This is a genomic window from Persicitalea jodogahamensis, assembly GCF_014651615.1.
Classification (GTDB): Bacteria; Bacteroidota; Bacteroidia; order Cytophagales; family Spirosomataceae; genus Persicitalea; species Persicitalea jodogahamensis.
The window spans coordinates 175,198-197,546 of record NZ_BMXF01000003.1; the positions used below are offsets into that span (position 1 = coordinate 175,198).

Annotated in this window: 20 protein-coding genes; 7 read left to right on the plus strand and 13 right to left on the minus strand. The window is 49.7% G+C overall.

The annotated features are described in order from the left end of the window. The first annotated feature begins 27 nt into the window (after nucleotides 1-27). Nucleotides 28-915, plus strand: a complete 888-nt coding sequence (locus tag IE117_RS16100; protein ID WP_189565513.1) for a diacylglycerol/lipid kinase family protein — start codon at nucleotides 28-30, stop codon at nucleotides 913-915. Nucleotides 916-974: 59 nt separating this feature from the next. Here IE117_RS16100 and IE117_RS16105 read toward each other — a convergent pair whose 3' ends face one another. Next, complete coding sequence (locus IE117_RS16105; RefSeq protein WP_189565514.1) at nucleotides 975-1,658, minus strand: NUDIX hydrolase; 684 nt, start codon at nucleotides 1,656-1,658, stop codon at nucleotides 975-977. Nucleotides 1,659-1,756: 98 nt separating this feature from the next. Between IE117_RS16105 and IE117_RS16110 the strand changes: the two genes are divergently transcribed. The 3 genes from IE117_RS16110 to ppk1 all read left to right on the plus strand — a co-directional run bounded on the left by IE117_RS16110 (nucleotide 1,757) and on the right by ppk1 (nucleotide 5,892). After that, the gene (locus tag IE117_RS16110) at nucleotides 1,757-3,058 is read left to right on the plus strand and encodes a hemolysin family protein (RefSeq protein ID WP_189565515.1); all 1,302 of its coding nucleotides are present in this window, start codon (nucleotides 1,757-1,759) and stop codon (nucleotides 3,056-3,058) included. Then, the gene (gene pyrE / locus IE117_RS16115) at nucleotides 3,059-3,703 is read left to right on the plus strand and encodes an orotate phosphoribosyltransferase (protein WP_308439292.1); all 645 of its coding nucleotides are present in this window, start codon (nucleotides 3,059-3,061) and stop codon (nucleotides 3,701-3,703) included. A 95-nt stretch (nucleotides 3,704-3,798) separates the two neighbouring features. Continuing rightward, nucleotides 3,799-5,892: a polyphosphate kinase 1 gene (gene ppk1 / locus IE117_RS16120; RefSeq protein WP_189565956.1), complete on the plus strand. Its 2,094-nt coding sequence runs from the start codon at nucleotides 3,799-3,801 to the stop codon at nucleotides 5,890-5,892. Between the two features lie 54 nt (nucleotides 5,893-5,946). On the opposite strand, the gene IE117_RS16125 is transcribed toward ppk1, so the two are convergent. Further along, nucleotides 5,947-6,870, minus strand: coding sequence for an ROK family protein (locus tag IE117_RS16125; protein ID WP_189565516.1), 924 nt, complete (start codon nucleotides 6,868-6,870; stop codon nucleotides 5,947-5,949). 102 nt (nucleotides 6,871-6,972) lie between these two features. Between IE117_RS16125 and IE117_RS16130 the strand changes: the two genes are divergently transcribed. Then, nucleotides 6,973-7,440, plus strand: coding sequence for a redoxin domain-containing protein (locus tag IE117_RS16130; RefSeq protein WP_189565517.1), 468 nt, complete (start codon nucleotides 6,973-6,975; stop codon nucleotides 7,438-7,440). A gap of 170 nt (nucleotides 7,441-7,610) precedes the next feature. Then, nucleotides 7,611-8,204 carry a TetR/AcrR family transcriptional regulator gene (locus IE117_RS16135; RefSeq protein WP_189565518.1) on the plus strand — a complete coding sequence of 198 codons (594 nt, stop codon included), beginning with the start codon at nucleotides 7,611-7,613 and terminating at the stop codon, nucleotides 8,202-8,204. A 22-nt stretch (nucleotides 8,205-8,226) separates the two neighbouring features. Here IE117_RS16135 and epsC read toward each other — a convergent pair whose 3' ends face one another. Then, nucleotides 8,227-9,051 (minus strand): serine O-acetyltransferase EpsC, encoded by an 825-nt coding sequence (epsC, locus tag IE117_RS16140; protein WP_189565519.1) that lies wholly within the window; start codon nucleotides 9,049-9,051, stop codon nucleotides 8,227-8,229. Between the two features lie 205 nt (nucleotides 9,052-9,256). Between epsC and IE117_RS16145 the strand changes: the two genes are divergently transcribed. Further along, entirely contained in the window at nucleotides 9,257-10,141 is an 885-nt protein-coding gene (locus IE117_RS16145; RefSeq protein WP_189565520.1) for an alpha/beta fold hydrolase, read from the plus strand. 83 nt (nucleotides 10,142-10,224) lie between these two features. Here IE117_RS16145 and IE117_RS16150 read toward each other — a convergent pair whose 3' ends face one another. From IE117_RS16150 to IE117_RS16195, 10 genes are all read right to left on the minus strand, one after another. Continuing rightward, nucleotides 10,225-12,492, minus strand: a complete 2,268-nt coding sequence (locus tag IE117_RS16150; RefSeq protein WP_189565521.1) for an NADP-dependent malic enzyme — start codon at nucleotides 12,490-12,492, stop codon at nucleotides 10,225-10,227. A gap of 106 nt (nucleotides 12,493-12,598) precedes the next feature. Next, a complete protein-coding gene (locus IE117_RS16155) occupies nucleotides 12,599-13,807 on the minus strand; it encodes a glycosyltransferase family 4 protein (RefSeq protein WP_189565522.1) in 1,209 nt (402 codons plus the stop codon). A gap of 164 nt (nucleotides 13,808-13,971) precedes the next feature. Further along, nucleotides 13,972-14,715 (minus strand): glycosyltransferase family 2 protein, encoded by a 744-nt coding sequence (locus tag IE117_RS16160; RefSeq protein ID WP_189565523.1) that lies wholly within the window; start codon nucleotides 14,713-14,715, stop codon nucleotides 13,972-13,974. Beyond that, nucleotides 14,705-15,277 (minus strand): WcaF family extracellular polysaccharide biosynthesis acetyltransferase, encoded by a 573-nt coding sequence (locus IE117_RS16165; protein ID WP_189565524.1) that lies wholly within the window; start codon nucleotides 15,275-15,277, stop codon nucleotides 14,705-14,707. The genes IE117_RS16160 and IE117_RS16165 overlap by 11 nt, the downstream gene beginning before the upstream one ends. Continuing rightward, nucleotides 15,234-16,160 (minus strand): glycosyltransferase family 2 protein, encoded by a 927-nt coding sequence (locus IE117_RS16170; RefSeq protein ID WP_189565525.1) that lies wholly within the window; start codon nucleotides 16,158-16,160, stop codon nucleotides 15,234-15,236. Before IE117_RS16170 ends, IE117_RS16165 begins: the two co-directional genes overlap by 44 nt. 43 nt (nucleotides 16,161-16,203) lie before the next feature. Next, nucleotides 16,204-17,352 carry a glycosyltransferase gene (locus IE117_RS16175; protein ID WP_189565526.1) on the minus strand — a complete coding sequence of 383 codons (1,149 nt, stop codon included), beginning with the start codon at nucleotides 17,350-17,352 and terminating at the stop codon, nucleotides 16,204-16,206. 1 nt (nucleotide 17,353) lies between these two features. Then, nucleotides 17,354-18,508: a glycosyltransferase family 4 protein gene (locus tag IE117_RS16180; protein ID WP_189565527.1), complete on the minus strand. Its 1,155-nt coding sequence runs from the start codon at nucleotides 18,506-18,508 to the stop codon at nucleotides 17,354-17,356. Continuing rightward, a complete protein-coding gene (locus tag IE117_RS16185; RefSeq protein WP_229581022.1) occupies nucleotides 18,508-19,476 on the minus strand; it encodes a hypothetical protein in 969 nt (322 codons plus the stop codon). The genes IE117_RS16180 and IE117_RS16185 overlap by 1 nt, the downstream gene beginning before the upstream one ends. A 31-nt stretch (nucleotides 19,477-19,507) precedes the next feature. After that, a complete protein-coding gene (locus IE117_RS16190; RefSeq protein ID WP_189565528.1) occupies nucleotides 19,508-20,830 on the minus strand; it encodes an O-antigen ligase family protein in 1,323 nt (440 codons plus the stop codon). Between the two features lie 282 nt (nucleotides 20,831-21,112). Then, nucleotides 21,113-22,315 (minus strand): hypothetical protein, encoded by a 1,203-nt coding sequence (locus IE117_RS16195; RefSeq protein ID WP_189565529.1) that lies wholly within the window; start codon nucleotides 22,313-22,315, stop codon nucleotides 21,113-21,115. Between the last annotated feature and the right edge of the window lie 34 nt (nucleotides 22,316-22,349).

Below are 22,349 nucleotides of genomic sequence, written 5' to 3' on the forward strand. Positions count from 1 at the left end.
AATCGTCCCCTAACCTAAAAAAAGGATATGCCATTCCCAAAAAAAGTATTACTCGTCATCAACCCTATTGCGGGAACTGAGGATAAAGATGAATTGATTGAAAACATCCGCGAAATGTCGGCAAGCCGGGGATTTGCGCTGGAAGTTTACAAAACCGATGGTGAAAACGATCGCAAGGCTATCGAAAAGATCATGGATGACTTCCAGCCTGACCGCGTGCTGGTGGCGGGCGGCGATGGCACGATCAACCAGATCGCCGATATCTTGCGTGACTACGACACTGTGATGGGATTGCTGCCGCTGGGCTCGGCCAATGGATTAGCCACCAACCTGGGGTTGCCAACCGATATTGAAGAGGGGATAGAGGTAGCCCTGGGCGAACATACATTTTGTCTGGATGGACTTTTGCTCAATGGCCATCTCGGTCTGCACCTCAGTGACCTGGGCCTGAATGCCCGCCTCGTCAAGAATTATGAAGAAGGGAGTGTGCGGGGCAAATGGGGGTACGCCAAGGAAGTTATCCACACGCTCAGCGAGCATGAACTTTTCAGGGTGCGGATCACGACGGATACTGAAACGTATGAGACCGAGGCGACCATAATTATTATTGGGAACGCTACCATGTACGGTACGGGTGTGGTTGTCAATCCCGGCGGTGATATGTGCGACGGACACTTTGAAATTATCACGGCCACACATTTCGATTTCATCGAACTTGCCAAGCTCTTGGCTGGAAGCACTGAGCTGGACCCGGAGGTCGTGAAAATAAGCAGGGCCACGCGCGCCGAGATCGAATGCCTCGACCAAAAGGTACTTTTCCAGGTGGACGGGGAGTTTCTCGGCTCGGTCAATCGGGTGAAGGCTCAGGTTCTGCCTGCCTTACTCACCATAGCCGTGCCCGATAGGGAATCATGAACCTTTGAATACAAATGATGTGCACGGGGGGGTATCTCCCTGCACATTATTTATTTTGTCTATTTCAGATTTCCCTGCATGCGGTGCAGGCGATCCGCTACGTAGCGGATCGAACTGAACGAGTTGACCAGCACTTTCTGTACATCGGGATAAGCCAGCCATTCAAGGCGTTCGATGTCCTCTTCGGCCTGGGGTTTCATCGTGGTATCGTTTTGACATTCCAGCACATACCATTTCGTTCGTTTCAGGATACGACTGTTTTGCAACGTGTACGTATGCCAGGTAGTGCAGATTTTCCCCTTCACCTTTGCTTTCACGCCTGTTTCTTCCTCAATCTCCCGGACAGCGGCGGTGCGGGAGCTCTCTCCGCGATCGAGCTTGCCCTTTGGTAAGTCCCATTTTTTTCGCCTGAACATCAGCAGCCACTGGTTGTTTTTTAATACGACCCCACCAGCCGCTTTGATCACCTTGAATTGACCTTTGACTTTTGCCTCGATTTCTTTTTTGTTCTTGCCCACGATCGTCACCGAAAGCAAATCTTCGGGATGCTGGTCAAGTCGCTCGACGACCTGCACAGTCAAAGCGGAAGTGGCGTTGAGCAACAGCACATGACCCCTGAAGTCGGCAGCTTTGAACTTGGAGAGCCGCAAATCTACAATATGATCGTAGTGCGGGGTGTCCGCTTCTTCCAGTTCAGTCGGGTGAATGATGTAGAAAGGGCGGTCGTTTAAGAACAGGATCATGGTATGGGGGATCAATGAATTTGCCAAAATTAAGTAAAGACTTTTCTTAGTGGGCAGGTATTATTGATAAATTTGCGCTTAAATCAACCCAATCCTCATTGGAACTTCTGATCATCCTGTTGCTGGTGCTGCTCAATGGCGTTTTCTCCATGTCCGAAATCGCCCTGGTTTCCTCCCGTAAGTCGCGCCTCGAAGCTTTCGCCCGCAACGGCGACAAAAAGGCCAAGGCAGCTCTGGCCCTGGCCAATTCACCTAACCGATTTCTCTCGACCGTTCAAATCGGTATCACCCTTATCGGTATCCTGACCGGCGTATATAGTGGCGACAAGATCACCTCTGATCTGGAAGCATTTCTGGGGCAAATCCCCCTCCTTGCTCCCTACCAGCATAGTCTGGCGGTTGGGATGGTCGTATTGCTGATCACCTTTTTATCCCTGGTACTTGGCGAGCTGGTGCCGAAGCGCATCGGCATGTCCAATCCGGAAGGCATTGCCAAAATGGTGGCGAAGCCGATGAACATCCTTTCCAAGATCACGGCCCCTTTCATTTCTTTGCTCGGGTTCGCCAGCGATTTGTTGATCCGGATTTTGAATATCAAACAAAACGATAGCGCAGTCACGGAGGAAGAAATCAAAAGCCTGATTCAGGAAGGTACTTCGGGCGGGGTGTTCGAAGAAATCGAGCAGGAGATAGTTCACAACGTCTTTCAACTGGGCGACCGCCGCGTAACTTCCCTTATGACCAACCGGCAGGAAATAGTATGGCTGGATCTGGAAGACAGCGTGGAAGAAAACAAGGAAAAGGTATTCGAAAGCAAGCACGCGGTGTATCCGCTGTGTAAGGGAACCGTGGACAATGTACTCGGCCTGGTCTATATCAAAGACCTGATCGGGGCGGATGTGGACGAACGACTGGCTAATCTGCAAAAAATCAAAAGAGAACCGCTGTACCTTCCTGAAAGCAACCGGGCTTATCAGGCGCTGGAAAAATTTAAGGAACACCGGGTGTTTTTTGGCCTGATCGTGGACGAGTACGGCGGTTTGATGGGCGTGGTCACCATGCACGACATCATGGATGCGCTGGTAGGGGATATTTCAGAAATCGATGAGTTTGAGGCGGAGATCACCGAGCGTGAAGACGGTACTTTCCTCATTGATGCCCAGCTTCCATTCGACGATTTTATTCAGTACTTTGAGCTGACCGTCAACGATACGGAAAGGAAAGAACTGGTTGGATTCAACACCCTGGGAGGTTTTGCCCTGCATGTGTTGGAAGACATTCCCGAAACAGGGGAAACCTTCAGTTGGAAAGAGTTCGACTTTGAAATTATAGATATGGACAAAAGCCGTATCGACAAGATCCTGGTAAAGCAAAACGACATAATAGAACCCGAAGAATAAATGAAGCCGATCGACACTCAAATTGCCCGGCGCGTGGCCGCGCTGCTACTGGAAGCCAAAGCCATCAAGCTTAGCCCCCGAAACCCTTTTCAATGGAGTTCGGGCTGGCTGTCGCCTATATACTGTGACAATCGCGTGTCCCTTTCGTATCCCGCCGCCCGGACCTACATCAAAGAGCAACTCGCTGCCTTGGTTAAAAGCCGTTTTCCCGAGGCAGAGGCGATAGCGGGGGTGGCCACGGCGGGCATCGCGCAGGGCGCCCTGATCTCCGATTTTCTGGAATTGCCCTTTGCTTATGTCCGTCCCGAACCCAAGAAGCATGGGATGGGCAACCAGATTGAAGGGCGTTTGGAAAAAGGGCAAAAGGTAGTATTGGTCGAAGACCTGATTTCTACAGGTGGCAGCTCTCTCAAGGTGGTAGATGCCCTCCGGCAGGCAGAGGTCGAGGTTGTGGGAATGGTGGCTATATTCACCTATGGATTCGAGGTGGCTGCCCAGAATTTCGCTGGTAAAAACATGGATCTGGCAGTATTGAGCGATTACAGCCACCTGATCGAAGTGGCCCTTTCCGAAGGCCACATCCGGCAGGACGAGGTGGAGAAGCTGGCTGACTGGCGCAAATCGCCCGAATCCTGGGGACGTTAATTACAGGAACTTAGCCGTACTTTCCTGGTCGGCTTTGCCGAAGCCTATTTTTGTGGCTAACTTGGTTGTTTATTTCTGAATCCAAGCCGATCGCCGTGATTGATGTTTCGCATCCCTTTTTTGACACCAACCTGAGTTGGCTCTCCTACAATTACCGATTGCTTCTGGAAGCGGAAGACGAGTCCGTCCCTGCCACCGAGCGATTGCGGCACCTGGCCGGCTATTCCTATCAGATTGACGAGTTTTTCCGAAGCAGAATTCCGCTCCTGAATGCAATGCGTGGGGTGAGCAAGGATATCCTTGACAAACTCAACCTGTATCCCGATACGCTGCTCGAACATATTCTCGAAACCGTAGAAAATCAGCTCACCAAGTTTGATGAAATACTCTCCAGTGGCGTGGTGCCAGCCTTGCTCGAAGGGGATTTGCATTTATATTTTAAGGAGCCTTTCAGGGAAGAGCACCGGGACTTTGTAAGCAGTTTTTTTGTCGAAAAAGTATTCCGGCACGTGCAGCCCGTATTTCTGGAAGGCCGGCGCAGTGCGAAAATCACTTTTTTCGAGCCCGACGCACTTTATTTCGTGCTGCGTCTGTTGCGGCGTGGTGAGCCCGGCGAACCCTGGTTTGCCTATGTGAATATTCCGGTCGGAGAAGTGGGGCGGTTCGTGAAACTACCTAAACTGGATGGTCAAAAGCACGTAGCTTTTCTGGACGATATCGTACTGGCAAACATGAAAATGCTTTTTCCGGGTTACGAGGTACAGGACTGCTTTGCCCTGCGCGTTGAACGGGAGTCTGAACTCGCCGTCGATGACGAATTTCCGGCGGCCGTAACACAACGGATCACCCGGCAGCTCGAGAAGAAGAATTATGTCCTGCCCCACCAGTACTTTTGTGAGATGGGTATGCCGGCAGAAATGAAAGCGTATCTTTCGGATCGCCTGGGCATCCAGGTCGCCGAGTTCTACGAACGCGGGAAGTACCTGTATTATCAGGATTTCAAAGCTTTTCCTTCGACGGGTAAGAAACTGGAATACACCCATCAGAAGGCTGTTCCGCACGCGGAACTCCGGGCGGGTGAATCAATTTTCGACGTCCTCAACCGCAGCGACCAGCTGCTGCATCTCCCTTATCATTCCATCGACCCGGTGGTGCGCTTTTTCAACGAGGCTGCGGTGGACCCCTATGTGCGGGAGATCTATGTGTCGCTGTACAAAATCCATGCACATTCCTTTCTGGTGAATTCGCTGATCAGCGCAGCCCGGAATGGCAAGCGGGTGGTGGCATTTGCGGAGTTAAATCCCAAGTTTGACATCCATGAGAACATTCACTGGGCTAGGAAAATGAAGGATGCCGGGGTGAAGATCATTTTTAGCTTGCCAGGACTGAAAGTACACGCCAAAATTGCTCTCATCAAGCGGAAGGTCAAGAAAGGATGGGATCGGTATGCTTATTTGGGAACCGGAGGTTTTTACCGCATGACCTCCCGCGAATTTGTGGATCACGCGCTGCTGACCAGCCACCGGGAAATCACCAATGAACTCGAATTGCTCTTTGGATATCTGGTCACCAGAGACGTGCCCAGCAAGTTCAAATACTTGCCTTTCAACTACCTGATGGTGTCGCAGTTCAATATGAACAAGAAGATCATCGAATTGATCGACCGCGAAGTGAAGAATAGCCGTTCGGGTTTGAAAGCTGCCGTGACCGTCAAAATCAACCAATTGCAGGATCAGTCGATGATTGCCAAACTCTACCAGGCTGGACAAGCCGGAGTGGAAATCCAAATCATCGTGAGCGATTGCTGTTGCCTGATTCCCGAACTACCCACAATCAGTGACAATATTACCGTGACCCGCCTCGTGGACCGTTACGCGGAAAATTCCCGGATATTCTATTTCTATAACCGTGGCAAGGAGGAGATTTTTCTGTCCTCCGGTGATTGGACATTCCGCAACCTGCATCACCGTATCGATGTTGGTTTTCCGATTCTGGACGATTATTTGAGGTCACAACTATTGCAGGTTCTTCGCAACTACCTGGCGGATAATCAGAAATCTGTCAAACTTGACACCTACCAGAATAATCATCCTATTGTTTCGGATAGCCAGAAAGTTCGGGCTCAGGAAGCCAACTACCGCCTCACGGAGCGGGTCGAACACCGGACGCCCAGGCTTTTCAACTTGTAAAGGCCTGACTATCGGGAGTATTGACTTGGAAGGGTACGTTGGGTTGAATTCTTGTCACATCGTCAGCATTGCTGCGCCGAACACACCCGCCGAATCACCAAGCTTGGGGCGGAGGATCGGAGTAGTGAACGTGGGATTGAAAACGTATTTCTCTGCCCTCTTGGGGCCTTCGGTATAAAGAAGATCGATATTTCCCACGCCGCCACCAACGACAATGGCATCAGGGTCCAGTACATTGGTAAGGGTGGTAAGGCCTTGCCCAAACTTTTCGAGAAGCCTCTCGATCGTAGCTGTCGCATGAGGGTCCGTACCAGCCAAATGCCTTTCCAGAATAACGGGTAGTTTCAAAGATTCCCCGCTCTGATTTTTATAGAATCGTTGAAGCGCCGGGCCTGAAAGTACCTGTTCCACGCAGCCGTTTTTTCCGCAATAGCACGGATCACCGCCCTCTTCCAGGACATTATGGCCCCATTCACCCCCAACGCCCTGTAAACCATTCAGTACAAACGCCTTTCCGTCATTGCCCCGAATTACAATGCCTCCACCTACCCCGGTACCCATGATTATACCGAAAACCAAGCGGTAGTTAGGGATCACATCTTGCACAATGCCCATTTGGGCTTCGGCCAGGGCGAAGCAGTTGGCGTCGTTGGCAATCATTACCGGAAAGCCCAGCGCTTTTTGCAGATCGTCCAGTAGGGGCTGGCCGTTGAGGCAGGTCGTGTTGCAGTTCTTCATTGTCCTCGTAGAAGGGTCCACTGTGCCCGGTGTACCCACGCCCAACTTCTCGGGTATCAGGCCCGTTTCGCTCTGCATTAGTTTGACCATCGTTATGATTCTGCTGACGATGTGATGATACCCATGCTGAGCTTCCGTGTCGATGCGGTGCCGAAAAATAACCGAGTCGGGTGAGGGCTTCGTAAGAATTACTCCTTCAATTTTGGTCCCACCCAGGTCGATTCCCCAATAATTACTCATTCGAAATGTTGATGTTTATTCCCGCTGCCGGGTTGCGATTGATTTGGCCAGATATTAGTATAGCACCTATTTTCAAACTTAATTAAAAATAGCAAGAATACTATGACGATTGAAAAAGGAAGTAAGGCTCCGAATTTTACTCTGTACAATTCAGAGAAGAAGCAGGTATCACTCAAAGACCTTAAAGGGAAGAATGTTGTAATCCACTTCTTCCCGATGGCATTCACCGGAACTTGTACCGAACAGCTTTGCACTATGCGGGACGACTTGTCCAGTTACAAAAATCTGGGCGCCGAAGTGTTGGGGATTTCGGTAGACTCGCCGTTTACCCTGGCAAAATTTAAAGAAGAGCAAAAATACAACTTCGATCTGCTCTCTGATTTTAACAAAGAGGCGTCTCCCGAATACGGCGCCTTTTACGAAGAGTTTGCGCTTGGATTGAAAGGCGTGTCCAAACGGGCTGCTTTCGTGGTTGACAAAGAAGGCACCGTTCAATACGCTGAAATTCTGGAAGACGCCGGAAAACTACCCGATTTTGATAAGGTGAAGGAGGTGTTGACTAATTTATAGGCGGAAAACCCGGAATAGGCCTTTTCGGTAAAAAACATGAGTCAGGAGCAAATGCCGGTAGGTAAACGCTCCTGATTTTTTTTCTAACAGCGTTTGGAAAACCTGAACTATCCCTTATATTTGAAAGCAATCGCTCTAATCCATTCATAAAATCAAAACAATAAGTACACATGGGAATTGTAGAACGTCGTGAACGGCTCAAAAAGCAGGTTCGGAGCGACATCCTCAAGACCGCCAGAGATATAGCCCGAGAGGAAGGCTGGCAGGGGGTGTCTATCCGTAAGATTGCCGATGTTATCGAATACAGTCCTCCGATCATCTACGAATATTTTGATAGCAAAGATAAGTTACTTGAAACGATTCGAATTGCAGGATTTGAGGAGTTGAGAGGAGAGTTTGACCGGATCAAAGAAGTATACCGGGACCCTGAAAAACAACTTGTGGAGGTTGCGCAGTCGATCTGGAACTTTTCCGTCGAACAACCGGAAGTCTTTCAGGTGATGTTTAATCAGGATGGTGCTTTTGTCCAGTCCAAGAAAGTATACCAGCAGGAGCTGGACATCACCAATAATCCGGTCTGGGAAATGATCGCCCGGCTCCGTCCGAAAGCCGGGGAGAAAGTGAGCATGACGTACTATGAATGGTGGTGCCTTACCTACGGGTTCATATCCATTACCATGACCACTCAGCCCAAGCATGCAATTGCCAAGGTAGAATCAATCTATATGGAAGGCGTGAGAAGGTTTATCCGTAGTATTATGTAGGTTTTTTGACAACCACTCCCACCTAGGCGGGCTGAGGTTTAATCTCTACTTCACTCTGGTTGTAGACCTGAGAATAGGCAGGTACGCTCTGGGTAATCCAGGCGTTTCCGCCTACCACTGTTCCGTGCCCAATCACCGTTCTTCCGCCCAGAATGGTGGCATTCGCGTAAATCACGACCCGATCTTCGATGGTAGGGTGGCGCTTCTGACTCGCCAAAGACTTTGCCACATGCGTGGCTCCCAGAGTCACCCCCTGATAGATCATGACGTGGTTTCCGATCTCGGTCGTCTCGCCAATGACTACGCCCGTTCCATGATCGATAAAAAAGGAATGGCCGATAATAGCCTTTGGATGGATGTCGATGCCCGTGAGGCTGTGCGCGTACTCCGTGAGCATCCGGGGAAGAAGCGGCACGTCACATTCCTCGAGTAGGTGTGCGATACGGTAGGTGGCAATAGCCATAAAACCTGGGTATACAGCAATCACTTCTTCCGTGCCAACCGAGGCAGGGTCGTTCTCGGTAATCTCGTTTGCATCCAAAAGTAAAAGCTCAAACACCTCCGGTAATCTTTCGAAAAATTTCTCGGTCACCTCGGCGGGCGTCGTTTCCAGCTTTTGGCCGAGCGGACGCAGCAAACAATCTAATTGTTGACGAATTTCCCCAAAAATATCAGCAGTATCTCGCTCATTCTCAAACTCCCGACAATCCTGTGTGATTGGAAACATGAAGTCGAGCAACCGGTGTAAAAACCGACCCGCTTCGTGTCGGGAGGGAAGACGGTACCTGTACTGTTGGTTCTGATCGGCGATTCGGTCAAAAAAATCTTGCTGCTGCTGCTGGGTCATGGTATTTGGATCAATTGGACTTTAACGATACGGATGGTTTCCGTTGGCAAACAAAGTAATTCGAAAAAACATTTTATCGTCAAAGCTTTCTTGTGCAAAATTAATGGAACAATTCTTGTAATATTGGTGTGAAACCCTATGACTAATATATGCGTAGGTATAATATGGGTTGGCTCATCTGAAATTCCTGCATCCTGAATTATTTATGTTTTCAAAATATCTTCTATATACTTTTTTCTGCTGCATCTTCCTCTCCGGTTGTTTTGCCAAGTACCGGACAACCCCGCGTGAAGTTCGCAAGCATTATGCCAGCATCAAGAAGCCTAAGCTGGAATGTATTAAGAATGATACACTCTGTATTCAGGTTGCCAGCACCGGAGCTGATACACTCCCCCTTCTGTTGCTCATACATGGCGCGCCTGGTGCCTGGTGGGGGTATATGAACATGCTTGATGATACCGTCCTGCAAAAACAATTCCATATCGTATCCGTCGATCGGCTGGGTTATGGAAATTCGTGGTTGAAGCGACGAAAGCCCATAGGCTCCATTGCGACGCAGGCGAAATCCTTAATGAGTGTGCTCGATCTTAATAAGTCGAAAGAGCCCGCTATCATCCTTGGGCGTTCCTACGGTGCGCCCATTGCGGCCACTATGGCTTCTATGGCACCCGAAAAGGTAAAACAGCTTATCATGGTATCTCCGGTAATCGATCCGGACAACGAAAAATTTTATTGGTTTTCAAAGTACGGACGAAACAGGTTGATCCAGCTATTCCTGCCTAAGGAATTTAACACCGCCACGGCCGAAAAATATGTGCATTCCGATGAACTGCGCAAAATGCTGCCTGTATGGAAGAAACTGACCATGCCCGTTGTCGTGATACAAGGTGGGAACGACTGGATTGGGGACCCCGCTAATATAGAGTTTGCCAAACAGCAGATTCCCAGCCTCAGGTCACAGTACATCACGATCCCGGATGCCGGTCATATGCTTACTTTTTCGCACTTGAATATGATCAAGCAACTGGTCATAAACATGAACCGTCATACGGGTAAAACGATGACGGTCGATCTTGCGGCAGGAAGGTAAATCACCCCACTATGGTTCGCCAGATAAAGCGGGCGGCAATTCAACACGAATTGCCGCCCGTTTTAATTTCAATACTTCTGCCATTACTTCATTTGGGCCTCGACTACGGCAATCGCCACCATATTGACGATCTCCCGTACTGAACTACCCAACTGCAGCACGTGAACGGGCTTCTTCAGCCCCAGCAGAATCGGACCAATGGTTTCCAATTGCGCGGCCTCTTTAAGCAGGTTGTAGGCAATGTTACTGGCCGAAAGGTTCGGAAATATGAGTGTGTTGGCGCCACCATCGATCAGTTCGCTGAACGGATGGTTTTGCTGCAAGAGCTCGGTGTCAAAGGCGAGGTGGGCCTGTACCTCTCCGTCGACCACCATATCAGGATGCTTCTTTTTCAAAATCGAAACCGCTTCACTCATTTTTTCGGCGTCCTTTCCCTGAGCGCTGCCGAAGTTCGAATAAGTTACCATAGCAATTCGGGCCTTGATGTTGAAGCGCTCGATTGCCTTAGCGGTCAGTTCGGTAATTTCCACCAATTCATCCACGGTGGGGTCCAGGTTCACTGTGGTGTCGGAGAAAAACAACGGGCCACGCGGCGTGAGTAGAATATACATCCCCGCTACGCGATTCACTCCCTCTTCTTTGCCGATTACCTGCAGCGCCGGGCGAATTGTATCAGGGTAGTTGCGGGTCAGGCCGGATATGAAAGCATCGGCTTCGCCATTTTCCACCATCATCGCCCCGAAATAGTTGCGATAATACATGGTGCGACGTGATTCGGAAGGCGTCATGCCTTTGCGCTGACGCTTTTTGTAGTACATCTGGGCGTAGTGCTCGATGGACTCTTCGTTCTCAGGGGCGCGTGGGTCAATAATCTTAACTTCGCCCAAATCAAGGTCGTGTTCTTCTATGAGGGCATGAATCGCCGCCAGGTTTCCGAGCAGAATCGGCGAAGCGATGCCCTCGTCCCGCACTTGTTGTGCCGCCTTCAGAACCTGTACGTTTTCGGCATCGGCAAACACAACCCGCTTTGGACTTGTCTTGGCTTTGTTAAGGATCACGCGTGACAATCGCTCATAACGGCCCAGTCGCGTCGCAAGTTGCTGTTCATAAGCTTCCCAATCGGTGATTGGGTGCCTGGCAACCCCCGTGTCCATAGCTGCTTTGGCGACTGCCGGTGCTACCATGGTCAACAGGCGAGGGTCGACAGGTTTGGGAATGATGTAATTGCGGCCAAAGGTCAGCGATTCCTGATTATAAGCCATATTCACAATATCGGGAACCGATTTCTTGGCCAGATCGGCCAGAGCACGAACGGCCGCCAGTTTCATGGCTTCGTTGATCTCAGTGGACCGTACATCCAAAGCGCCCCGGAAAATGTAAGGAAAGCCAAGTACGTTGTTGACTTGGTTGGGGTAGTCGGAGCGGCCTGTGGCCATTATTATATCTTGCCGGGCCTCGGTGGCTTCGGGATATGAAATCTCAGGATCAGGATTGGCCATTGCAAACACAATCGGGTCTTTTGCCATGGACTTGACCATATCCTGCGAAACGATATTGGCAACGGACAGGCCGAGGAAAACGTCCGCATCTACCATGGCGTCGGCCATCGAGTCGTAGACCTTCTCGGTCGCAAAGATGTCCTTCATTTCATCCAGGTCGTCGCGCCCGGTATTGATGTGACCATTGCGGTCAAACATAGCAATGTTGGCGGGTGTCGCGCCCAGCGATAAGTACAGTTTGGTGCAGGATATGGCAGAAGCACCCGCCCCCGAAACCACGATGCGAACGTCCTCTATTTTTTTATTCACAATTTCGAGTGCATTCAGTAGCGCTGCGCCGCTGATAATAGCGGTACCGTGTTGGTCGTCATGCATCACTGGAATCTTCAGATCGCGTTTGAGACGTGTCTCGATCTCGAAGCATTCGGGAGACTTGATGTCTTCCAGGTTGATCCCGCCAAAAGTCGGTTCCAGAATCTGTACCGTTCTGACAAACTCATCAACATCTTTGGTATTTAACTCTATATCAAATACATCGATGTCAGCGTAAATTTTAAACAAAAGCCCCTTCCCTTCCATTACGGGCTTGGAGGCTTCGGGTCCTATATCGCCCAATCCCAGTACAGCCGTGCCGTTACTGATCACGGCAACCAGGTTTCCTTTGGCAGTGTACTTGAAAACATCCTCGGGGTTGGCCGCGATTTCCAGGCATGGATCGGCAACGCCGGGTGAATAGGCAAGTGAGAGATCGCGTTGGGTGTTGTACTCTTTGGTCGGGATGACCTGAATTTTACCGGGGCGCCCCTTGGCGTGGTAGTGGAGAGCGTCTTCTTTTCTAATCTTTTGGTTCATAGGGATGAAGGGTGATGTTTCACCACTAAGGTACGAACAAACCAGAAAGTAAGCGGATGAAATAGGAATTTAGAGAGAAAAGACGTACGCCGGGTTACGGAAGAAATTAGAGGTCTTTCAGAATTTTTCTGGTCAATGATTGTGGGCGTTCAGAATAGGATGGACTTGTCTGCATCCCCTTGCGTCTTTTTACAAAATTTGCTCGCTTTTTTAGCAGGTAAGCAGCTACCATGTAAAGCAAGAACATAGCGATGTAAATACAAATAGAAAACGTATTGGATACATCGCCATGAAAACCGAAGAAAAGAAGCGTGTTGATAAGCGTCACGGACCACAGGATCAGTGAAACGTTCAGGTGAGATAACCCATTGTCCAGCAAAATATGGTGCATGTGATTACGATCAGCAGTGAACGGAGAATTTCCATTCAACAGGCGCACCAAGAATACGCGCAGGGTATCGAAAATCGGTACAATCAGCACAACCATAACTACTATGGGAGCATTGAAGAACGCATTGGGATCGTTGCGGTAACTCACATTGAGCCTCAGAAACTCAATGGTGAAAAACGAAAGCAGAAATCCGACAATGAGCGAACCTGTATCTCCCATGAAGATTTTGCTGGTTTTGGAAAAATTGAAGCGCAGAAAACCAAGCAGCGACCCGGAAAGCGCAAAGGCAAGACTGGCAAAACTAAAATGACCATTGAGCATGAACCAAATCCCGAACCATAGTCCGGCAATCAAGCTTATGCCACCCGCCAGACCATCCACACCATCAATAAGGTTTATGGCGTTTATCAGGGATATGAAAATGAATAAGGTAAGTGGAATGCTAATAATGTCCGGGATGTAATACCATCCGAAAATTCCATAAAGGTAGTCCACCTTAAAGCCCCCCATAAACACAAGAGTGAGAGTGGCGAGTACTTGCACCAGTAATTTTTTGGTGGAATCCAGGGCCAGGATGTCATCTTTCAATCCTAAGAAAAAGAGCATTGTCAAGCCTACCATCGAAAGGTTGGTGAGGTTGGAGTCGGCAATTTCTTCCGAATGAGGCCACAGAAAATAGGCTAAGAGTGTGGAAGCAAAGATGGCAACCCCGCCCAGGGTTGGAGTATTGGTTTCGTGCGAACTCCTGAAACCGGGCTTGGCCATCAGGTTCAGCAAGTTGGACATATTGATGACGATCGGAATCGAAACAATAGAAAGAAAGCAGGAGATCAAAAAAGAAAGAATGCACTGGTAAACCTGCCGGTCAGCCAACTGATCGAAATACGCGCCTAGCAAGACATCGTTTAGTATCGTGTGTTCCATGGCAAGATCTGAGTTTTCTTCTCTAAGAAAAGTGTAAAATCTTAGGGATCAGAAATTCGTGTGTGGTAAAGTTGGTAATAATTAAAGAAAATCCACAAACTAAACCAGCCAAATGATTCAGAAACTTATTAAATGGTTGCAAGGTGCGGATGACAAAGCCAAAATTAGCGAATAAATTGTAAAATTTTGCGAAATGGCTTTAATAGAATGGTCACCGGGTAGGGCCGGATCCCGTTCAGTTGCCAGGCCCGACGGTCGTTCCGGTTAGCAGCAAGTCGGTTTTTAACGGATACATTGCTCACCCCACCCGCCCGCATCCGGACTAATACTTTTTGTACATAAGCTAGTTTGGCACTGTACTTGTGGATCATTCGAAGCATCAATTCATAGTCGGCAGCAGTACCCATATCCAGCCGGAATCCGCCGTGCTTTTGATACCAACTACGTCGGATGAAAAAGGACGGATGTGGCGGCATCCAGCCCCACAGGAAAATTCCCGACCGGTACCCACCCGCCCGCCAGTTGCGGGTAACGCGGCCAGTCCCGCTGTCGAAGTATTGCAAATCCCCGTAAACCGCGTCAGATCCCGAGCTTAGAAATGTGTCCATTACCTGCGACAGGACATCAATGCTGGCATATAGGTCGTCCGCATTCAGCAGGCCTATTACCTCTCCCGTTGCCAGTTGAATTCCCTTATTCATAGCATCATAAATTCCCTGGTCGGGTTCAGATATGAACCTGGCGATACGGTCGCCATAAGACTTTACTATTTCTGCAGTGGCATCGGTGGATTTACCATCCACAACAATGTACTCCACCTCGCCAAAATCTTGTGCCAGAACCGATTCTATCGTGTCACGAATCGTGTTCTCAGCATTGAATGCGACGGTGATTACGCTAATTTTCATGGGTCATATCCCGGTTTCTGATGAATTGAGCCGGATTTCCGCCATATATACTGTAAGCGTCCAGATTCTTGGTAGCGATTGAACCAACCGCCAGAACAGCGTGCGATGCGCAAACTACCCCTGGGCAGACTACCGATTTTGCGCCAATCCAAACGCCTGCCTCCAGCACTATGGGAGCCAGCCGTAATTCGAAGCCAGGGCGCTTGTAATCATGGTTCCCGGTGAGCAACATAGCACCCTGCGAAAGGCAGCTATTGGCCCCGATTGTCACATGAGTGAGATTGTCTATCCAGACTTCCTCACCAATCCACGCATTTTTTTCGATGGTCAAAAACCAGGGGTATTTGATATTGACCTTAGGCTTAATCATCACATTCGCAGCAATTTTTGCGCCAAATATCCTCAAAATAGTAACTTTTATTGCCACTGGAAACGGGAAGTAGGTATTGATGAACACCCTTCCAGCCAGATGCCAGAAAAAGCGTTTGAACCAGCCTCCGGGCCGGTACCAACTATTGTCATATTTTGACAGATCGGTTTGGGGCCGCGAGGTCTTTTCCATATTCTACCAAAAAATGATTGATAATGTCGGCCTTATCTCGTCCGGCCACCCGATATACTTCATAAACCTTGGCATCCACAAGAAAGCGGTACCAAAAACCTTGCAAGACATGCCAGATCAGCCCTTTTGTGCCATCCAGAAAACCAAGTTTAAAAACGTAGCGGTAGGTAAAGTAGAGGAATGGGCGGGTGAAAAGCGGAAGTCCGGCGTATTTTATTTTCAAATAGCGGGTGCGTTGTTCCTGGGTGCCAAAAAAGGCCGGAGTTACCGTTGCCTTTTCTTCAAAATTGTACTTGATGTTCAACAGGTCGATTACCTCCCGGATGGCGTAATTGTTGTGTTTCTGAGTCCACCAGGTGAGGTTGTTAAGATTGTGATCCACAATGTCATGATCCATGTTTTGCGTGATGCCGCCCTCGACCTTAATGTGTTCATCCATCCATAATTCCTCGCACCGCCCTTGCTCGCGCCGCCACAAGCGCAGCAGCCATATGGGGTAGTACCCACCGTATTTAATCCACTTATCCATGAACAATACCCGCCGTTTCACGTATAGTCCTGCTGTGCCGGAGTTTACCTCACCTAATTTTTCATTTAGTTCAGCGGCCAACTCTGGCGTAAGGTACTCGTCGGCGTCCATCCGCATGAGCCAGGTAGTGGAGAAGGGATTATTCTCTATCCCGAAATTAAACTGAAAAGCGTAAGAAACCCAGGGGTTCTGCACAACCACAGCCCCCATGCTTTCTGCGATGGCCACAGTGTCATCCGTCGAGAAGGAGTCAACAATGAAAAACTTGTCGGTGACAGGCCGCAGGCTTTCAAGGCAGCGGCGAATGTGCCGCGATTCGTTGTGGGTGAGAATGATTACCGAGAGATCGGCCATGAGGTATTTCCTGATGATGAAGCAAAGGTAAGAAAAGCTGGGCCTAAGTAGGCAGTACGGTATTGTAGGCTTCCAGCATCTTTTGGGCAACCCTGGTAATGTCAAAATTTTCAGCCACCATCTCGCGGCCCCGCTGTGCGAACTCTGCCCGGGTGGACGCTTTTTCCAGCATATCCGACAACCCTTTTTCAACCCCTTCGACAGAAAGCGGGCTAAGGTAGGCGGCATTGTATTGGCGGATATACTCCCCGAAGCCAACCCGGTCGGAGACTAACGCGGGTACTCCCGCCGCCAGGGCTTCCAATACGGCAATCGAGAATCCTTCGGAGTAGGAGGGGAGCACAAACAGATCGGCATCGGCCAAAGCGGCCAGTTTGGTGGTATCAGTTAGCATTCCCACATACCGGATGCGGTCTGTGAGTTGATGGTCAGCAATGAATTTTTTAGTTTCAGCAAGGTAGCCATCCTCTGGCCCGGCAAGGAGCAGGATGGCGTCGTTGTTGACTTTCAGATAGGCGGCAAAGGCGGGCAATAGCAGATCAAGCCCTTTTTTTATATTGATCCGCCCCATGAACAGCACAAGTTTTTTGTCATCGGGGATATCGAACTGCTGCCGAAAGCTCCCGCGTACGGGTAAATTCCGGTATTCTTCCATCCTGATACCATTCGGAATGGTCACCAGATTTTTTGGCCGATAGCCCAAGTACTCGATCACGTTTTCTTCCTCGTCCGCATTATTAATCTGAATAAGGTCGGCCTTCGCAAGAATTTTCTTTTGGTAAAGAAAACTCACCAAATCTTTCTTCCACTTATGGTGATTCACTGCCCACTTATCCAGCAGCCCATGGATAGTGATTACTTTGGGGACTTTATTTTTGATGAGAAAAGGGGCCAGACTACCAAAATGCCAGATACCGTGAATGTGGATGAGGTCGTATTCGTGGACGTGGTTTTTCAGGTGCTTGTATAAATCCACCGAAAATTCCCGGTAGAAGTTGCTGACGGGAGTGCTCCGACGGCAAGGGATAACCCGTGCTCCCGTCGGAATCTCGTAAATATCATCTCCCGGTGTCATCGGACTCAAAATGTCGACTTCGTGGCCCATTTTCAGGGCCTCGGTCGTGTGGTCGTAAATGATTCGTGCCGGGCCACCGATTTCCCAGGTGTATGCACAGATATTCAGGATACGCATGTTACGCGGGTTGTTGAATAAGTTTGTGAAAGGAAGCTGCCATTTCCCGCGCCACGGATTCTGGCGAAAAAGGGGCAATCAATTCCCGGGACCTGGTACCATGTTGCGCTACATCCCCCGGATGGCTGATGTAGTGGCGCATGGCGTCTGCCAGCTCGTGTTTGTCAGTGGGGTCGAAAATAAAACCATTTTGCCCATCATGTACCAAATCGTCGACGCATCCGCAGTTGCGGGAAGCAATGACGGGCATGCCACACACCATGGCCTCATTAACTACCAGCCCCCAGGGTTCGGATAGGCTGGGTAGTACCAGAATGTCCGCCAGTGCCAGCTGCGCAGGTACTTTATGCCATGGCATTCCCCCTGTAAAATGAACGGTGGCCAGGCCAGCCGTGGCTGCTTCGTCAACCAATTGCTCTTTCAGGGGGCCGTCTCCAACAAAAATCAGTCCCCAGTCGGAAGCCGTTGAAGAGTCCTGACACTGCCGATAGGCAGCAAGCAGCAGTGAAAGATTTTTTTCCTTTGCGAGCCTTCCAACATAAATAAAATTTCTTCGCCGTTCTTTCTGTCGCGATGTAGACTGCTCTGCCTCAGAAAATACGTTGGAGATCAATGAATTATCGACTACTGCAGCTTTTTTAACAGGAATCACCTCTTCGTCGATCCCCAATGATTTCAGGTAGTCCACCGATGTTTTTCCAAAACAGAAGAAAGCATCGGATTGCCGCAGAAAACGCGTTTTCAGCGATTCTTTTATGTTTTTTCTGGGCCGATCGAGAGCGGAAGATTCCGAGGAGATTACCAGTTTTACCCCCAACTTCTTAGCATAAAGCGCCAGCACGATCTGTGCCGGATCAAACCATCCGTTGATATTAAGCACATCGGGTTTGAACTTGCGAAAGATCTTGAATAACGCCCGTAGTCTTTCCGAAAAAGTAACGGAGTCCAGGCTGCGCCGGAACAGCACTACCTGAGGATAACCGTAGGTCACTTTCTCGTCGTCGGTCATTACGGCCCGGCTGCGTTCATGGAGGGCTATATGAGCGACAAGCAATTCACTGTCGGGGTAGTTTTTCGAAAATTCTTGATTGATCTCCTGAAATAATACGGATTTGTAGTGCGCCCAGGCCTGGTTATGGATGATGAGTACACGCATCAGTTGCTGGTTTTCAAATATTCCAGAAATACAGGATAAAGCTGGTCTGCCAGGAACCGCTGCCCCTCGTCGTTGTAGTGGACGACATCATTTTCGCGAAAGTACCCCGGTTTTATTCCCATGTCCAATTCCCGAATCAGCCGCACGCTGTCAGCCTTGGCATATTGCAGAATAGCTTCACCCTCATCGTCGTAATGGCCGTATTCCACTTCCGAAATTTCGGGGTGCAGCAGTATGAAAAAAGGAATGTTAGCTGCCAGGGCAATCTGCTTCAACTGCGCGAAGCCCGGATTCAGTCCTGTGCCCGGCTTTTGAATCGTGGATGGCCCCGCCGCCGATTGGGTGGGAGCGCCTTCGATCGGTGTTTCGGCGGGAGTACTCTGAATGAGGTCTTTCACATAGCGTGGGTAGATGTACCGATCCCACAATTCTTCCAGCGCAAAATCGTATTGTTGGTCGGGGTAGTTGATGTCGTTGCCGACAACATCCTGAAAGTCCATGTGGTCGTGGTAGTCGTGGCTGCTGGCTACCAGGCACAGGAGATCAGCGTGGAACAAACCATGCTTTTTCAAGTAAGCCGCCACGTTGTCGGGCCCCCACGAACCTGCTGCGATATTAAGTACCCTGACTCGTCGGCCCAGCTCTTTGCTGAGGCGTTTCTCCAGAATGGTAGACGCCAGGCTATCGTTGTCCGTAAGGCTGCCGCCCAGCACCACTGAATCACCGCATAGCAGGATGACGGTCGTATCTGTGGGTGAAATTTTCTCGCTCCGGAGAGAATACTCGTTAGTCTTGATATGGTTGCCAAACCGCCAAACGTCCTGATCAGGGGCGTAAATGTATTCGTAGTCAGCGTCGGAAACGTAAAGCGGAGTACTCAGAAAGCCGTATTTATAGCGTAAGACAAGTTCGGTAGCAATCAGCGCTATAATTGAAAATGAAAGTATCCACAGAAAGACTCTGAGCATAAATTTTAACAGATACCTGGATTATTTGAAATCAATGGCTGTATTGAAGCGTCCGCTGTGTCTGTGGCTGGGCGTCCAGGTACTTGATGCCTAAGAAACGAATGAACAGTACGAAAGGAAACCAGTAATAAAGATCGTAGGGACGCCCGTTGGTAAATACCATCACGAAGATATAGACGTAAAAGTAGGCGAGGAAAAGCGTGAGGTTATTCGCTGGTTTTCGGGCCTCTTTAAGCATGTTGATAAATAGGTACAGGTTCAACCCTCCGAAAAAAATGAACCCGAATATACCATGATTGACCAGGGACTCCATGACCGGTACGTCCATATAGCTACTCTTGTACCCGCCACCGATCAGCAAAAGCGCCGGAGCGGCCAATGCCTCATTAAAGTAGCTGAAGCTCGTGACCCTTCCCATCGCCGAATGGTCGATAGTGGCGGTATCGGTGAGCTTCACACCAAATGCCGTATAGGCAATGTTGATCATCTTATCGTAGAAGGTGTACCAGTAGCCATAAAGTAGCCCTTCAAGTTCGCTAAACTGAGTAAGAAAAACCCTCAACCCGACATAAAGGAATATAAGGACTATGAGGGATCTCACTGAAAATATGCCTTTCATGATTTTCGACACATTGTCAGCTTTGGCATTGAACAGGAAAAACATCCCTCCCATGAGTACCAAAGCGATGAGGGCAGAACGGGACTGAGAGAGGACAATCAGCGCCAGGCTAAACAGGGCCGAAGCGAAGAGAAAAATTCTGATCAATGGGTTTTTATATCTTCCCACCAGAACCATCCCGGAAATCATACATACCAACCCATTGCGGGCCGTCACGTGGGGGTTTCCGCCCTCCTGGGCATTCTCGTTGCCGAAGGTCACTGCCGCTCGCATGCCCAAATGCCAGTTGGGGTCGGTCAGCAGAGAGTAAACCAGGGTGAGATTACACAGGAAAGTGAGCAGGAAAATGATAGGTAAGAGAGTGTCCCTTATCTCATTGGGGACATGGATAATGAGGAACAGAAAGGCGAAAATCAAGACGTAGTTCCCCATCTCTACGAACCAATCAACTCCGGAATTATTGAACAGCAAGAAGTGGTACAGAGCCACCAGCAGAAACAACACGCCATAATTGAGTAGCGTAAAGTTTACCTTGTAGAGCCTTACGAAAAGGTGGGTCGGGAACATTAACAGCAAGGAGAACCCAAAGAAAAAGGCCGTGAAGACATTGCTGGCAGGGCCGATGCGCAAGGTGTCTCGGATAAAAAACACCAACGGCCAGCCGTTGACCACCAGGGCAATACCTGCTGAATAGCGCAGGTAATTAAAAATTCTCCAAAGTGAAGTCGCACTCATTTTTCCTCGGGCGGATTTCCTCAATCTATAAAAAAGACAGCTTAGGGCAAATATTGCCGGCTGGCTTCTCTAAAAACGGCAGCAAAGGTAAGGTATTTTGCGCAGGAATAGATTGAGTGGTCCGATCAGAAAACGTTTTGGCTGTTTTTGCGGATTTTAACCGTATAGGAATTACCATGACTGGCGCAGACATCGCCGACAAACCAAAAAGGCTGTTTGTCGGCGATGCCCGCGCCAGAGACTTCAAGTGAGCTTCCTCTTTTTGGCTAGCAGGAAGCTCTCTTAATGATCTTCACTTGACTCCATGCCCATGATACTAAGGCGGAAAGGCGTTCCCGACACCTTGATGCGACTGGTGTTGGTGAGGTTGTCTGTCTCAACGGTGAGTAGCTCGCCGGTTTTCGGCTGGGTCACGTAAAGGTACTTGCTAGTGGCGGCCAACTGCGGCTTTTGTTTTTCATCCCTGGCCGTGGCGGGCAGGATGTTGCCGCTGGTATTGAGCGTATTGGCTTTCAGATCGTAAATTTTCACTTCGCCACTGTGCATCAGAATCACGAGCCGGTTGTTTGCGTAATCGACCTTGGCCTGCATGATGTCGTCCGTCTGTACGATGGGCGTTACCTTGTCGGTGGCCAGATCGATCAGGTACGCTCCCTTGGCGGCGGTGTAGCCTACGAACTTGCCCGGCTGCCCCGCTTCCATTATCGTGCCGAACCAGGCCGTGCCGAAGTCGGCGGGGTGGGCGATGAGTCGCTGCTTGCCCGATGCCTCCACAATCAGGATGCCGCTAGCCGAGCCAAACACTGCCACATTTCCGTCGCTTGCGTTGCCGTGGATGCCCTTGGTCTGGATGGTGGAGGCGTGCACTTGTTTTCCGTTGGCGTCCATGATCCTGACGCGCTCGGGCAGAGTACCCGCGACGGACCCATCTTTTTCCGTAATGGCATAAGTCTCATTACTGAATTTGGCCATCGCCCCGTGGTGCGCTTTTAGCCCCGTCTCAATAGTCTTAAGCTTCATGCCCGCCACGTGGAAGTCACTTTCCTTGCCCACACTCAAAGTACCGTCCCCATCGTTGAAAAGTATCACCTCGTCCGCCTTGGTCTTGAAGTGCGTGGGTAGTTTGCCTTCGCCCACCATGGCCGCCCATTTGGGCGTTCCTTTCACGTCCACGTGATCGCCGTGGTTCTCAAAGCCCGTGTCGAAATTCTGTACCAGGTTATTGTCCCGATGCACCACGACTCCGAAACGCCCGGATTCGGTTGTGTATAGTGCCCCCATGGGAAATTTTGCTTGAAAGGTCTCTACCTTGCCGTTCCTGGGATCCACGATTGAAATCTCGTTAGTGACCTCATCGCTCACCATCACCCGCACATACTTGTACTCGCGGGCATCAGTCGGATCCACTTCGGTTTCCTTGTTACAGGCGGCCAACGCCATCATTCCCAGTAATGCCCAGCCGACTTTTTTCGTAGTTTTTTTCATTTTTAAGATTAAGTTGGTATTAAATGCAACAACG